Annotated in this window: 8 protein-coding genes, 1 tRNA gene and 1 pseudogene; all 10 read right to left on the bottom strand. The window is 33.1% G+C overall.

Annotated features, from left to right (window positions below; all coding sequences use genetic code 11):
- Positions 1-298 precede the first annotated feature (298 nt).
- Entirely contained in the window at positions 299-2062 is a 1764-nt protein-coding gene (locus tag ACM55F_RS10545) for a RagB/SusD family nutrient uptake outer membrane protein (RefSeq protein WP_416853757.1), read from the bottom strand.
- Positions 2063-2074: 12 nt separating this feature from the next.
- Positions 2075-5248, bottom strand: a complete 3174-nt coding sequence (locus tag ACM55F_RS10540; RefSeq protein ID WP_416853756.1) for a SusC/RagA family TonB-linked outer membrane protein — start codon at positions 5246-5248, stop codon at positions 2075-2077.
- 135 nt (positions 5249-5383) lie between these two features.
- Positions 5384-5527 (bottom strand): GH32 C-terminal domain-containing protein, encoded by a 144-nt coding sequence (locus tag ACM55F_RS10535; RefSeq protein WP_416853755.1) that lies wholly within the window; start codon positions 5525-5527, stop codon positions 5384-5386.
- Positions 5528-5604: 77 nt separating this feature from the next.
- Positions 5605-5694, bottom strand: a pseudogene (locus tag ACM55F_RS10530) (IS1595 family transposase); the annotation flags it as partial.
- A 302-nt stretch (positions 5695-5996) separates the two neighbouring features.
- Entirely contained in the window at positions 5997-6668 is a 672-nt protein-coding gene (locus ACM55F_RS10525) for a formylglycine-generating enzyme family protein (protein WP_416853807.1), read from the bottom strand.
- 996 nt (positions 6669-7664) lie between these two features.
- Positions 7665-10388 (bottom strand): substrate-binding domain-containing protein, encoded by a 2724-nt coding sequence (locus ACM55F_RS10520; RefSeq protein ID WP_416853754.1) that lies wholly within the window; start codon positions 10386-10388, stop codon positions 7665-7667.
- Positions 10389-10754: 366 nt separating this feature from the next.
- Entirely contained in the window at positions 10755-11564 is an 810-nt protein-coding gene (locus ACM55F_RS10515) for a zinc-dependent peptidase (RefSeq protein WP_416853753.1), read from the bottom strand.
- A 201-nt stretch (positions 11565-11765) separates the two neighbouring features.
- Positions 11766-11839, bottom strand: a tRNA-Arg gene (locus tag ACM55F_RS10510).
- Positions 11840-11900: 61 nt separating this feature from the next.
- A complete protein-coding gene (locus tag ACM55F_RS10505) occupies positions 11901-12350 on the bottom strand; it encodes a GatB/YqeY domain-containing protein (RefSeq protein WP_416853751.1) in 450 nt (149 codons plus the stop codon).
- A 328-nt stretch (positions 12351-12678) separates the two neighbouring features.
- Positions 12679-14634 carry a cell division protein FtsZ gene (gene ftsZ / locus ACM55F_RS10500; RefSeq protein ID WP_416853750.1) on the bottom strand — a complete coding sequence of 652 codons (1956 nt, stop codon included), beginning with the start codon at positions 14632-14634 and terminating at the stop codon, positions 12679-12681.
- Between the last annotated feature and the right edge of the window lie 14 nt (positions 14635-14648).

Below are 14648 nucleotides of genomic sequence, written 5' to 3'. Positions count from 1 at the left end.
AACAATTTTTTATAGAAAACACCTATTCAGAGATTAAAAAACTAATTATTAGAAAAAGGGGCAATTACAATAATAGAAATTTGATGGTGTGCAGCCAATAAAAACACAAAACAACTAGTTGAAGCCGGAGCGGATGTACTTGTCTGGGGAGTTTTGTTTTTGAAGCCTAAGGCCCTATAGAAACTATTATTGATTTGGAGTCGCTGACATCCCTAATAAATAGATTAGGAGACTATCTTTTCAGACAGCCTCCTGATCTAATTTAAAACACTAACAAACATTATTATTAACCTTATTTTTAATACCCGGGATTTTGAATGTATAATCCTCCTGTGAAGTCAATTTCTCTTTGAGGTATCGGATAATATTCATCTCTACCCGCAGTGAACTCAGCATTTGAAAGAAAATCTCTTTTTGTTTCTTCTACAGCTAAATATTCGTTCAAAACTTTTTCTGCTATTCCCCATCGCACAAGATCAAAGAATCGAGCCCCTTCCATTCCAAACTCCAATCGTCTTTCAAACATAAGCGCTTTCATAGCATACTCTTTTGAAGGAAAAGGAATTTTGTATATATCAATTTTATAATCATTTGAAGCTCCTGCAGCTAAAGGCATTGTAGCACTGGTGGCAGCTCTTTCTCTAATCCTATTGATTATAATTCTTGCTGATTCTAAATCGCCTTTTTGTATTAATGCCTCCGCTTTAAATAACAATACATCTGCATATCTAATGAAATCAACATTCTTTGAAGTACCAATGAATGGTCCGTTTTTCACATAACAGGAACAGTCCGGAGATTGTTGCTCTTTCATGTTACCAAAGTACCCATAAACTCCAGGGTCTCTGGCCCAACTGAATTTGTAAACCATATCACCGGCAGTTTTCAGTGTATTTTTATATTTGAATGGTCTTCCCGGAATACCTACCGTATGATCAATTCTAGGGTCAATTGTAACTCCAGCAGCTAAAGGTGCATCCCCATTGCTGATAGTATTAAAAATATCATCATCCGTATTATCATCATTATCATTATTAAAAGTATCCAACAATGGTAAGCCGTCAGCATCTGTTTTAAAAGCATTTACCATATTCTGGCTTGCCATGTGAAAACCACAACATCCATAAAGAGGAGTACCGTGAGGAGAATTCAATCCTGTTACAAAACTTACTCTACCGGTATTGGTACCGTCATTGATAGAAAATTGAACCGCCCAAATAGATTCTGGTCCGTTATCATGGCCATCTAAAAAGTTATAACCAAAGTCCGGTTCTAAACTTCCGGTTACTTTATCGGCATAATCAATAACTTCCTGTAATCTGGCTTGGTTAATATTTACAACTTGATGTGTATCATTTTGTTCGTAAGCCTGATACAATCTTAATTTTGCTAAATAAGCAGCCGCAGCATTTTTATCAGCTCTACCAACTTGCTCTTGTGATTGCTCTAAATTATCGAATGCAAAAAGAAAATCATCTGCAATTTTATTCCATAAATCCTCATTTGACAAATCATTAGAAGTTTTCAGAATCTGTTCCTGAGTTAAATCTTCGGTGATGTAAGGAACTTTCTTGAACAACAACTTCAACATAAAATGAGAATGTGCTCTTAAAAAACGCAATTCCGCTTGTCTCGTTTTTTTTAGCGGATAATCTGCATCTGGTAAATTATTGATAACCGATAAAGCAAAGTTGGCTCTTGAAATCGCTTTATAATGATTAGTCCAAGTTCTAGGTAACATCAAATCTCCATAATCCGCAATAGTCAGATTATATTGTTCGTAACGATCCACAACATCAACGTCTCCTCGACCCCCTCCGCCTTTGTAAGCATCGTCTGATCGTACACTTCCATAAACCCATTGGTGCGTTATTGGCCCCACCATTTCGTCATTACCAATGGCTGCATAAGCCGCGTTAACTAGGGCATCAGCATTTTCAGCTGTTGCTACATTCTCAGGAGACAATACTCCTGTAGGTTCGTAATCTAAAAAATTTGAGCTACAGGATGCCAAAAATAGAATTGACAAGAAGCTGACAACTATTTTATTATATTTTTTCATGAGAATTATTATTTAAAAATTTAAATTTACTCCTAATGACAAAGTAGTAGGCACTGGTATTCTGTTAACATCTGTTCGCTCTGGATCGGAACCTATATAGCCCTTGGGAGTAAACCAGAATAAATTTTCTCCTTGTGCATAAATTCTGCATTTAGTTATAAAACCCGTTTTATCAACTAAACTATCCGGAAGAGAATATCCAATTTGCATACTTCTAATTTTAAAATAAGAGTTATTTCTAAAAAGATAATCTGATGTTTGCGTATCATTATTTACCAAAGAAAGAGAAGGTATAGTTGAACTTGTATTAGTTATTGACCAAGCATTTAATGTTCCTGGGCCTGCATTTTCTCTACCTTGGACAAAATTATTCCAAAAAATATAAGGATCAACTCCAATTCTTCCTGCTACTCCGGAACCAAAAACGGAGAAGTCAAAATTCTTATAGGCTAAACTAATATTAATGCCATATTCTAATTTTGGAAGTGTTGTACCAATGAAAGTCCTGTCATCTGAATTGATAATCCCATCAGGCTTTCCATTAGGACCACTAATATCAACATATTTGATCCCTCCAAGTCTAGGAGCTATTTGGGTCGCATGGGAATCAATGTCTGCCTGACTTTGAAATAAACCATCGGTTTTAAAACCAAAAATTTCAAATTGTGAATGACCAATTATGGAGTTTGCAGCTGTCCCTGGATATGCTGCCCTAACTTCTTCCGGTAGATCCGTTATTTTATTTTTTGTTGCACCAAAATTTGTGGAAACATTAAAATCTAATCCATTTTTTAACGTATTTGAATATCCCAATGTAAATTCCCAACCTCTATTTTGGGCAGAAGCCCCATTCAAGAAACGCTGTTGCCCTTCCCCAATAACTGATGCAATAGGTGGTTTAATCAAAATTCCAATTGTATTTCTTGAAAAGTAATCAAATGAACCGGATAATTTATCTCCGAAAAAACCAAAATCAAGACCTACGTTAACCTCTTTGGTAGTTTCCCATTTTAGCCCTGAATTAGCGGCTTGTATTGATACTAAACCAGAAGGTAAATTCCCAGTGTTTGAACTATTTAAATCATAGGCAGTTCCTACATTATAAAAGACATTAAAGAAATCCGGAACAAATACCGCTTGATTAGGTCCGTATCGGGCTTCATATAAACCAAAACGAGCATTGTCACCAATGGATTGATTCCCCACTTCTCCATAACCTGCACGTAGTTTAAGACTTGAAACCTTTGTTATATTTTTGAAAAAATCTTCATTATTAATCTTCCAACCTACAGTAGCAGCCGGAAAAATACCATATCTGTTGTCTTCTCCAAATCTTGATGAACCATCTCTTCGGATGATAAACGTAGCCAAATACCTATCTAAAAATGCATAGTTAATTTTACCAAACTGAGAAAGCAGCCTGCTTCCTGTAGATAAACCATTATTTGTCCTGGCTCCTGTAGCTGCAGAAAGTGTAAAATAAGATTCTGTTTCTACCGCAAATCCCTCAGCTCGAGCATACAAAGTCTTCAAATCTGTTTTAATTGCTTCTGTACCTACAATTACTCCAATTTTATGGTTTCCGATTTTAAAATTATAATTTAAAGTATTTGAAATCGTTAAACTTGAATATTTATTGGCATCAACAGTCAAACTATTTGTAGTTCTATTAACAAACCCATTTTTTACAATTGGTTCAATGTCTTTTCTATTGAAGTCATTAAAATCCATTCCGATACTATTCCTGAAAGTAAGATTTCTTAACAGATCAATTTCTGTAAAAACATTTCCAAACAAAGAAATTCTTTTGTTGTTATCCCATCTGTTTAGATATTGTATTAATAATGGGTTATTCCTATCTGAATAACCAGACCCTAATGGTCCCGCATAATCACCCGAAGCAGTATATACAGGAATAGTTGGCGCTAATGAAATAGCCAAACTTGGTATTGGTACATTTCCTACATCATTAGCGGCATTTCTTTCGTTTGATTGGGTAAATTGAGAATTTATACCAAATCTAACTTTATCATTGAACAACTTAAAACTGGTATTAAGTCTGGCAGAATACCTTTCATAATTGGTATATTTCAGCATTCCTGAATTATCTAAATACCCTAAATTCAGCATTGCATTTGCATCGTCTGATCCACCTGATACCGATAAATCATTATTAATAACAAACCCTGTTTTGTACATCGTATCCTGCCAATCGGTATCTCCGGCAGGAACATTTGTATCACCACCAACATAAGGTTTAACGCTTACGCTGTTTAATACTGGATTATTAGGATCATGATTCCAATCAAAATCATATATTTCACCATATCCTCCGGCTGGATCCGCATGATCATTAACTGATGCCTGCCACAAAACCTTTCCTCTGTCCAGTGCATTAAGCATTTTATACCGTTGCTTCTTTTCAGAAAGTGATGAAACGCTAGTACTATAAGAAACGCTCATTGCTCCACCTTTAGCAACATTCTTTGTTGTTACAATTATAACACCGTTTGCAGCCCTGGAACCATAAATAGAAGACGCAGAGGCATCTTTCAATACTTGAACAGATTCTATAGCACTTGGATTTAAACTGGCAAATACTTCCGGTCTTACTGTAGGGACACCATCAATCACATACAAAGGGTCTGTATTTCCCAGCGTACTTACCCCCCTGATTAAAATTCTGCTATTCGATCCACTGGGATCTCCGGATTTTTCAACGAATAGCCCTGCCACTCTTCCTTGTAAAGCTTGCATAATGTTTCCAGAACTTAGACTTTGCCCTAACAATGGCTTTAAATCTACCACAGTAATAGCCCCTGTTACATCTACTTTTCGTTCTTTTGTATAACCCGTTAAAACAAGTTCGCTTAATTGTATTGATTGTATCGATTCTGGTTTCAAAACTACATCTATTGATTCTTGTCCATTCACTTGAATTGTTTGAATTGCAAAACCTGCAAAACTAAATATCAAGACAGCGTTTTCATCTACATTGTTAAGTATATAATGACCGTCAAAATCCGTCGTGGCTCCAATATTTATTCCAGAAATCATCACTGATGCTCCAGGAAGTGCCATTCCGTCTTCGGAAGAAGTTACGACTCCTTTTATTCTTATATTTTGGGCCGTAAGTGAAAAGAAGGAACCCATTAAAATTAAATAGAGGATAATTTTTCGTTTCATAATTTAGATTATTTAGTTAAAACTTAATTGGCTAATTATTAAATTTTCAATAATAAAATTGAAATTCTCTTTAGTGACTAAAAATGTTTCCATCGGTTTTTCCGGGAAAAATATCTCTCTCAAAATGTTTTACCATTATTGCAAAAACACTTCGATTAAGGTTTTATCAATAATTACTCTTACATCCATTTTATCAAAATCTTCCGTAATTGGAGCTTTAGAAATTTGCTTTGCAAAAACATCTGAAAATGATAAATTCCCAAAAATTACTTCTATCAATAAAAAAGTCTTAAAAATTCTATTTTCGGATTGTCAATTTTGGATGACTATTTGAAACATTTATAGTCTTCCTACAATTTATTATTTACTAAATATTCCAAACAGTCTAAATCGCTTTTAAACATATTGAAGTATTCTATTATTCCTTGCCTTGTGAATTGTTTCATATCCTTAATGTTTTTTTTAAAGATAAGTGGATATATATGGATCCCTCTATTTATTCATTTCAGCAAGGCTTCCAATACCATCCATTAAAGGAATATGAATGATTATATTTACATTTGATTTATTATTTGCTTCACCCTTTCGTATAAATACAATTTTTTGTAGTGACTGATATAATTTATAAACTACTGCAAAATTTTCGGCTACACCGAAAAACGATTATTATACGTTTTGCCTTATCAGTCAGTCTTCCCCTTTGGGAAAACGTTTTTTGCTTAAAGGAGCAGGACAGAGATACCGCTGTTTACTCGATAAAAACCATCCGAAAACCGTAGTAGTAATACCGGAAGCTAGGCATCATAAGACTGCGGCTCGCCACACGGCAGTATGTAGAAGCAAGGAACCAACTACCACCACGTAACACACGGAAACCCACTGATTTTGAGCCTTTTGGATTTGTTTGTGCTCCGGCGGAATAATCACCGTACCAATCCTCACACCACTCCCACACATTACCACTCATATCATACAAACCTAGTTCGTTAGCACGTTTCTGAGCTACTGAATTAGTTTTATCACCGCTATTTTCTTTGTACCAGCCAGTCAAATCTATACTTTGTCCACCACTAAATTTAAAGCCTTTGCTTGTCTTTCCGCCACGAGCGGCATATTCCCATTCTGCCTCTGTAGGCAAGCGACATATTTTGCCAGTTTTATCGCTCATCCAGTCGCAATAGGCAACGGCATCATCCCAACTTACGTTTACTATTGGGTGGCTGTCTATCCAACCCCAAGATGGAGGATCTGGCATTTTTCGACCAGTAGCATCGCAGTAGGTTTTCCATTGTAGGACAGTGGTTTCTGTCTTAGCAATGCTAAATGTTTTTAGGGTCACGGGATGAACGGGCTGTTCATCAGCTTCTCCAATACCTTGTTCATCGCCCATATCAAAAGTGCCGCCTTCGACTATTATCATTTCGGGGTAACTTTGTGCTTTTGTAGTAAAAGCAAAAAAGGAAAGGGCTACAAATACGAATAATTTGTTCATTGTAGTTTATTTTTAAATTAATGATTCGTTTTTTTATGGATAAAATAATTCCAATCTTATTTTTTCCAAACATAATCTACCAATTCAAGCGTATTCTATTTTCCTTTTTGCACTGATAAAGGAATCACGGACAACCATAGCTTTTTGTTCCGTTTCATAAATGGGTTCATTAGCATCCATATAATCGTTTAAAAAAATCATAGAAGACAGAGAACCTTTCCTCGTACAACCAATATATTCCCATATTTAGTTTTTTAAACTTTACAAATACCTTACCAATATAGATTCTTAAAAATCTTGATAAAGTAAAATAACACTATTATAGTCGCTGCCCATTACGCTGCTTGGTCGAAAAAAACAAGCAATATTACAGTAAGTTTCTCATGATTGTTTTTTACGTTTTGGTAATTAAGATTTCTTAATGGTTACACTAATCGGCTTTAAGTATATTCAATAAAGGACAGTAAATGTAGTTTTTCCCACCATTATTTTTAATTCAAGGGTGCTTTGACATTGAGTGGGTATTTGCGTTTCGTTAATTACAATAACAATATAAACAACTGATTAATAAAAATATTAAAGAAAAAACTACAACATTAATACAGTCAAAATTTTATTTCAAAAACAATTTTTTTAAGCCAACTTTTCTAAGAAAAAAACAGCCAAAAACAGACCTCATGTAAAGTCTACTCAAATTTACGCTTTTCTTATAATTATTTATTAGTATTGAACTACTATTTGAATTGAAATATAATTCTTTTCTTCAATTCTAATTTATAAACGAGTAGAATTGTTATAAAATTTACAGAGGTATCTGAATTATTTTCATTTCCTTAATATTAATTTTTAGAGATAAGTGGATATATAGATATAATTACATACGCTAGTATTGTTAAAAAAAGAAAGTAAATCAATAGCAAAAATCTATATTTTACTTTTATATTCTTTCGGGGAAACCCCAAATTTATTTTTAAAGGAAGTTGAAAAATAATTTGGTGATGAGAACCCAACTGCATATGCAATTTCTGATATGTTTAAGTCCGACTTTTTCAGCAACTCTTTTGATTTATCCAATCGTCTATTATTAATATGATCACTGACACTAATCCCTAATATAGCTTTGACTTTTCGATACAATTGTACCCGTGAAATAGTTAAACTTCGCGCAAGATCTTCAACAGTATAGGCAGAATTATCTAAGTTTTTTTCAATAAAATCATTTAACTTTCCTAGAAAATCTTGTTCAGAAACACCAAAATCACGATCCTCTATATTTAAAATATTATTGGTATAATAGAACCGTAGTTTTTCTCTATTAAAGAGCAATCCTTTTATCGATTGCCCCAGTACTTTTAAATTGAAAGGCTTTGTCAAAAAGATATCAACGCCACTTTCTAAAGCTTTTAAATAGGATTCTTGATCATCCGAAGCGGTTAGCATTATTATAGGAATATGGGAGGTTCTTAAATCTTTCTTGAGTATTTCACAAATTTGAAAGCCATTCTTTTCAGGCAAATTCAAATCACATATAATAATATCTGGAATTAACTCCAATGCTTTTTCAATTGCATTGGTACCATCAGAGGCAAAAAAAGTATATTCTGCGGAGAATTTATGAGACACAAAGTCTAAAAGCTCCTTATTGTCCTCTATATATAGAATCGAATATTTATCTTCGGTGTTTTTGGGTTCGACACTTTGAATAAACTCCGAATCCAGATAATCAGGCTCATGAACAAAATCCAGAATTGGCTCTTTTATTATATCTTTTTCATCAAGATGCTCTTTTCCTAATTGCAATGTAATTATAAATTCTGCTCCATTTTTTGAATTAATTTCTATTTTCCCTTTGTGCAATTCGACAAAATTTTTTGATAAATGAAGTCCTATTCCAGAACTATTTCTGTAATTGTTTGAACCTTGATAAAAAGCATTAAAAACCTCCTTCAGCTCATTTTCCGGAATCCCTATACCCGAATCTTTAAAGTAGATTTTAACTGTGCTATTGACTTTATCTTCTTTTATTGCAATCGAAATTTTACCGTTTTCAGGAGTGAATTTAAAGGCATTGGATAACAAATTAAAATAGACTTTATCCATTAGATTTCGATCTAGATAAACTTCCAGTTCCGGATTGTTAGTTGTCAATGAAAAATCAATATTTCTTTTCTTTGCTTCCCTATAAAAATCACTAATAATACTATTCGAAAAATCTAAAATATTAGTTTTTGATGCTCTCAAAGTAAATTTTTGATCCTCTGTTTTTCTATAGTCCAATAATTGATTGATTAATCTGAGTAATCTTCTTGAGTTATTATACATCAGATTAACTTCTTTATTCACGGTCGCTCCTTTATTCTTAAATTCACTTCCCAAAGATTCTATGGAATTCAATATCAAAGTTAACGGTGTTTTGAATTCATGAGACAAACCTGTAAAAAAATTAAGCCGCGCTTCGTTACTTAGTTTTAGTTCTTCAGAAAATTTTTCAATTTCATTTCTTTGACTGACAACTTTTTTATTTGTCTCTTCTAATTCTTTCTTCTTACGGCGAATAGTGATTCCAGAATAAATATTATATAACGCTAAACTTAGCACAATAACAAATAAAGCAATTAATAGTTTCAGAAGATTACTCCTGGTCGAATATTTCTTTTCCTGATCATTAATAATTTTTTGTTGCTGCTCAATATCAGATTGTTGAATTGTTATTTTATCAAATTGATTGCTCATTATATCCGCGTTAAGCGAATCTATCAATATCGTGTTAAGTTTATTATTTTTAGGAACAATTTCTTGATTGGCTATTCTCAAAGCCAATCTTATGGATTCACTTCCACCTGTTGGATATAAAACAGTCGCTTCTAATATTTTATCTTTAACAAATTGTATCCCTCCGAAAGGTCCGTTAAGTCCATCTACGCCTATAAATTTTATTTTGTTTTCTAAACCTTTACCCTTGGCAATTTTCCATGCATTATATGCAATTAAATCATTAAAAGCATATACATAGTCAATATTAGGCAAGCTATCTAATAACTTTACATAATTTGGTTTTGGATGTCCGAAGTCATCTGAGTCTAGGTCAAAAACTTTAATACCAGGATATTGTTTAACAACTTGTTTAAACCCCAAGCTTCTTTCTAGACCAGGCGATGTAGTTAAATCTCCATAAATTTGAATCACATTTGCATGCCCTTTAGATAATGAAACAATGTGTTTCCCAGCAATTCGTCCTACCTCAATATTATCTGCTCCTAAATATGCGGTATAATTAGAGGTATTTACTTTTCTATCAACTACGATTACCGGAATACCTTTGGACTTGGCTTTTTCTATTACTGGAACAATAGAATCTGATTCAAAAGGAGAAACTATGATGATATCTACTTTATTTTCGATAAATTTTTCAATATCACGAATCTGTTTTTTGGGTTGGCGATTTGCATTATAAATTGTCAGGCTAGCCTCTGGATGAAGTGAAGTTTCTACTTCCATAGCATGGTTCATCGATGTTCTCCAAATATCGTCATCAACGCTTTGTGAAAATCCAATAGAAATTTTTTCTTTATCGCTTTCTGATGAATTACAGGAATTCAGTATACATATAAAACTTGCCAGTAGTATAAAACAGCCTCTTCTTGACATACGATTTATGATTATAAAAATAACAATATAAAAAATTTAGAGTAATTTCAGTTATTCTTGTAATTGATTTTTCTAAAATCATGTCCATAATTATAGACTTTCTTAATCTTACAAAAATGATTCCTGATTATGATAATTTCAATCGTGTAGTAATTGTTCTTTTTTTGTAGAACTAATATCATTTTCTTTTGAGTATAAAATGATTTTTACAATTATAGACAAATATATAAAAATATGGCATTATTATTTCATATTACATAACGATTTTATTTTTAGAGATTTATTGGTTTTTTATCAAAAAAAAAAAACAATAATAAAATATAAAACCGAATTTAGATGATAAAAATGATATTTGAATTATTCCTTTTATTTTAAATATTCTTCTTTAAAATTAATCATTCTTGAAATGTGACCATATAATTCTGGATACTCCCTTTTGAAAACATGAGGAGTCTCATAAAAATGTTCCAAGATAACCGATAAAAATTCGAATTGATTTTCATAAGCATACAATCTAAAATAATCTTTTTGAGTTAACACGTTATTTAAAACTGGATCGCTGTAATATTTTATCACTTCATTGAACTCATCAAAAAAGATAATGGCACTTGGATCATTACTTTTTAAACAATGAAAATGCAACACATGAGCAAACTCATGTAAACCAAGATTGACATTATCATTTGAAGTCTCATGCCCCAGCAAAAAATCTTCCCATGAAAAAACTATTGCTTTCATTTTAGGATTGAATTCTCCTTTATGGTACGCTTGATTTATGGTAGAAAAATAACTGGAAGGATAAATTATTATTTTATTGAATAAACTAACAAGATAATTCCTCATTCCAAAAGTCAACATTACATAAGTTCCAGCAATCAACATTTGCATTTGTTCCGTAATAGCAATCTCTTTACCTACAAACTGATAATTTCCAATAAACTTATTCACTCGATGTTCAAAATACATTTTCCTTTTAGAAGAAAGCCTATTATAAAATGGAAATTCATTTACTAAAATTTGTCGTTGGTTTGATTTTAATTTCTTGGAGAAAGGATACCAATGAATATAAAGTGGTTTATTGAACCGTAAGAGATAAGTAGGTTCCAGAACTCTAAAAATAATTATTAGAAGGAATAATGTCCCAAAAAGTATAGAAATAAAAAATTGTTCTTTCATATTTTTGTCTCCTTTTAAAAACAAAAATACTCCAAAATAATCAAGTTTACTTGAAATTATTTTGGAGTATTTTTGTTTATTCGTGACCACGGCAGGGTTGACTTCGTCCTACCTTCAAAGCTCCGCTTTGAAAATAGAATAGGATAGAAAAAATTATTCCAAGCGAGCTTGATATTTTTTCTATCCTATTCTATTTATTCGTGACCACGGCAGGGTTCGAACCTGCAACCCTCAGAGTCGAAATCTGATATTCTATCCAGTTGAACTACGCAGTCATTTGATTTTAGGTTTAGGGATTTTGAAATCCCAATTCCTAAATCTAAAATCATAAATATGTTATGTCAATAATTTTTTAACTATTGTAGAAATGGTTTTTCCTTCTGCAGTTCCGCCTAATTGCGCAGCAGCTAATCCCATCACTTTTCCCATTGAAGCAATACCTGCAGCTCCAGTTTCGGAGATGATTTTTGCAATCACTGCTTCTACTTCTGCTTCACTTAATTGTGCTGGTAAGAATTTTTCGATTACTGCAATTTGAGCCAATTCTGGTTCAGCCAAATCCAAACGGTTTTGCTCTGTAAAAATTCTAGCACTTTCCTTACGGGTTTTTACTAATCTCTGAAGCAATTTAACCTCGTCGTCTTCAGTTATTTCTTCTTTAGATCCTGTTGCTGTCTGAGCTAATAGGATTTCAGATTTTATAGCTCTTAAAGCTTCTAATGCAACTGTATCTTTGGCTCTCATGGCGGTTTTCATTTCGTCCATGATTTGTACTGATAAACTCATACTACTATTTAATTTTAAATTTGCTTTTCAATCTAAAAACTGAATACTGCAAACTGATTACTTTTTAAATGCCCCAAATGGTAGTGAAAAGCCTTTTTAGGAGGAAATGGATTTTTTCTTGGACTTAAAAAGCGACTTTAGAAGCTCTTTTAAGGACTTAGAAAAAAGCATTTTCGAGAAAAAGCTTGAAACGACAGCTGGATTAAGGCCCGACAAATTTAAAGAAATTTACTGGAATTAACAATAGATTGCTTTCTTCTCACTACACAAAAAAATAACCCGAAAATTAAATTGAATTTTCGGGCTGTCTCATTTTGGTTTGAGTTAGTTAATCTACATTGTCATGCAAATACGAGTTGTTAGAACGCAACTGTAGATCGTTGTTGCTGTCTGTTCCAACAGAAATTCTCGAATTTGTATTATTAGTTTGATTGTTTGAAATGTCTATTCCTAATCTTTTATAAGCAGGCTCTTTTTCATACTCATCAATTTTAGAAACATTGTTATGAAACTTATAATTGAATTCTTTTAATTTTTTTCTTCTTTCATCAGCTCTCATTCTTAATGATTCTTCGATAGTCATTTCCATAGGAGAAATGGCGTCAAAATCAACAGGCGTATTTACTGGTGTATTCACTTGTTTCATGGTAATGTTCAACTCCGCCGGAATAACAACTTCTGGAGTCTTAGCAACTGGCTTGGCCATGAAATCATTCTCAGGCTCCATATATTCTTCAAGAGAATACTTGATAATTCCGTTATCACTCAATTCCGTTACCGGAACAAATTGAACTGCTTCATTTACTTTAATATCACGAGTTTCATTCGTTAGTTCAAACAAAACTTTGTTTTCTTCCACTTGTGCTACTGGCTCTGTTTTGAAAAGTGGCAAATCAAAAGAGAAAGTAGTTTGTTCTTGTCTTTCAATAACTTTTGGTTGTACTGCTTTTACTTCTTTAACTTCAGCTACTGGTGATGTGATTGTGAAATCAATATCAGTGATAGGAGAAACGATTTCGAAAGTGACATCTAAATTTTTAATAAATTCAGACATAACCATCAACTCTTCTTTATTGATTGTTGGCGCTGGTGTTGGTATTACCACCACTGGTTCAGGCACAACTACAGTATCTTCTAACAAATCGAAAACAATTCTTTCGTTTGAATTAGAAACCGGAGATTCTGTATTCAAATCGAATGCAGTAACCGTTTTATTACTTAGATTATGAACACTTCTTTGCTCATCTTCTAATGTGTGAATGATTTTTTTTGGCTCTGTATTTACGATTTCATTTTGTTGTTCAATATCAAAACCTGTAGCGATTATAGTCACTGCAATAGCATCTCCAAGCGATTCGTCTTCACCAACCCCCATGATAATATTAGCATTATGACCTGCTTCAACTTGAATATGATCATTGATTTCTCCAATTTCGTCAATTGTAATTTCATTAGTTCCAGAAACGATAAGCAACAATACGTTTTTGGCACCAGTAATTTTATTATCATTTAACAATGGAGAATCTAAAGCAGCAATAATTGCCTCCTTAGCTCTATTCTCACCTGAAGAAACAGAAGATCCCATAATAGCCGTTCCGCTATTAAACAATACTGTTTTGGCATCTCTTAAATCGATATTTTGAGTATAGTGATGCGTGATTACTTCAGCAATTCCTCTTGAGGCTGTCGCCAAAACTTCGTCTGCTTTTGAGAATCCAGCTTTGAAACCAAGATTTCCATACACTTCTCTTAATTTGTTATTATTGATAACAATTAAAGAGTCGACTTGTTTACGTAATTTTTCTATACCAATTAATGCTTGTTCCTGACGCACTTTCCCTTCAAATAAGAAAGGTAATGTCACAATTCCTACAGTAAGAATATCTCTTTCTTTAGCCAATTGTGCAATTACCGGTGCAGCTCCAGTTCCAGTTCCACCACCCATTCCGGCAGTGATGAACACCATTTTAGTATTGCGATCCAACATTTTTTCAATCTCGGAAATACTTTCAATAGCGGATTGCTGACCTACATCTGGGTTTGCTCCAGCACCAAGTCCTTCAGTTAAATGTACTCCTAACTGTATTTTGTTAGGCACAGAACTGCTCTGTAAGGCCTGAGAATCCGTATTACATACGATAAAATCTACGCCTTTGATCCCTTGTTTAAACATGTGATTTATGGCGTTACTTCCGCCTCCACCTACACCAATAACTTTTATTACATTTGATTGGTTCTTTGGTAAATCAAATGAAATACTTCCAAATTCTGAGTTGCTCATCATTTTATTTGGTTTTT

The organism is Flavobacterium melibiosi, from assembly GCF_048158545.1.
GTDB classification, from domain to species: Bacteria; Bacteroidota; Bacteroidia; order Flavobacteriales; family Flavobacteriaceae; genus Flavobacterium; species Flavobacterium melibiosi.
The sequence above is the reverse complement of the archived record's forward strand: the minus strand, read 5'-3'. Positions and strand labels throughout refer to the sequence as shown.

Bases quoted from the DNA above. Each gene is read 5' to 3' on its own strand.
- ACM55F_RS10545 (WP_416853757.1), bottom strand. From the start codon at position 2,062: ATGAAAAAATATAATAAAATAGTTGTCAGCTTCTTGTCAATTCTATTT.
- ACM55F_RS10540 (WP_416853756.1), bottom strand. From the start codon at position 5,248: ATGAAACGAAAAATTATCCTCTATTTAATTTTAATGGGTTCCTTCTTT.
- ACM55F_RS10525 (WP_416853807.1), bottom strand. From the start codon at position 6,668: ATGATAATAGTCGAAGGCGGCACTTTTGATATGGGCGATGAACAAGGT.
- ACM55F_RS10520 (WP_416853754.1), bottom strand. From the start codon at position 10,388: ATGTCAAGAAGAGGCTGTTTTATACTACTGGCAAGTTTTATATGTATA.
- ACM55F_RS10515 (WP_416853753.1), bottom strand. From the start codon at position 11,564: ATGAAAGAACAATTTTTTATTTCTATACTTTTTGGGACATTATTCCTT.
- ACM55F_RS10505 (WP_416853751.1), bottom strand. From the start codon at position 12,350: ATGAGTTTATCAGTACAAATCATGGACGAAATGAAAACCGCCATGAGA.
- ftsZ (WP_416853750.1), bottom strand. From the start codon at position 14,634: ATGATGAGCAACTCAGAATTTGGAAGTATTTCATTTGATTTACCAAAG.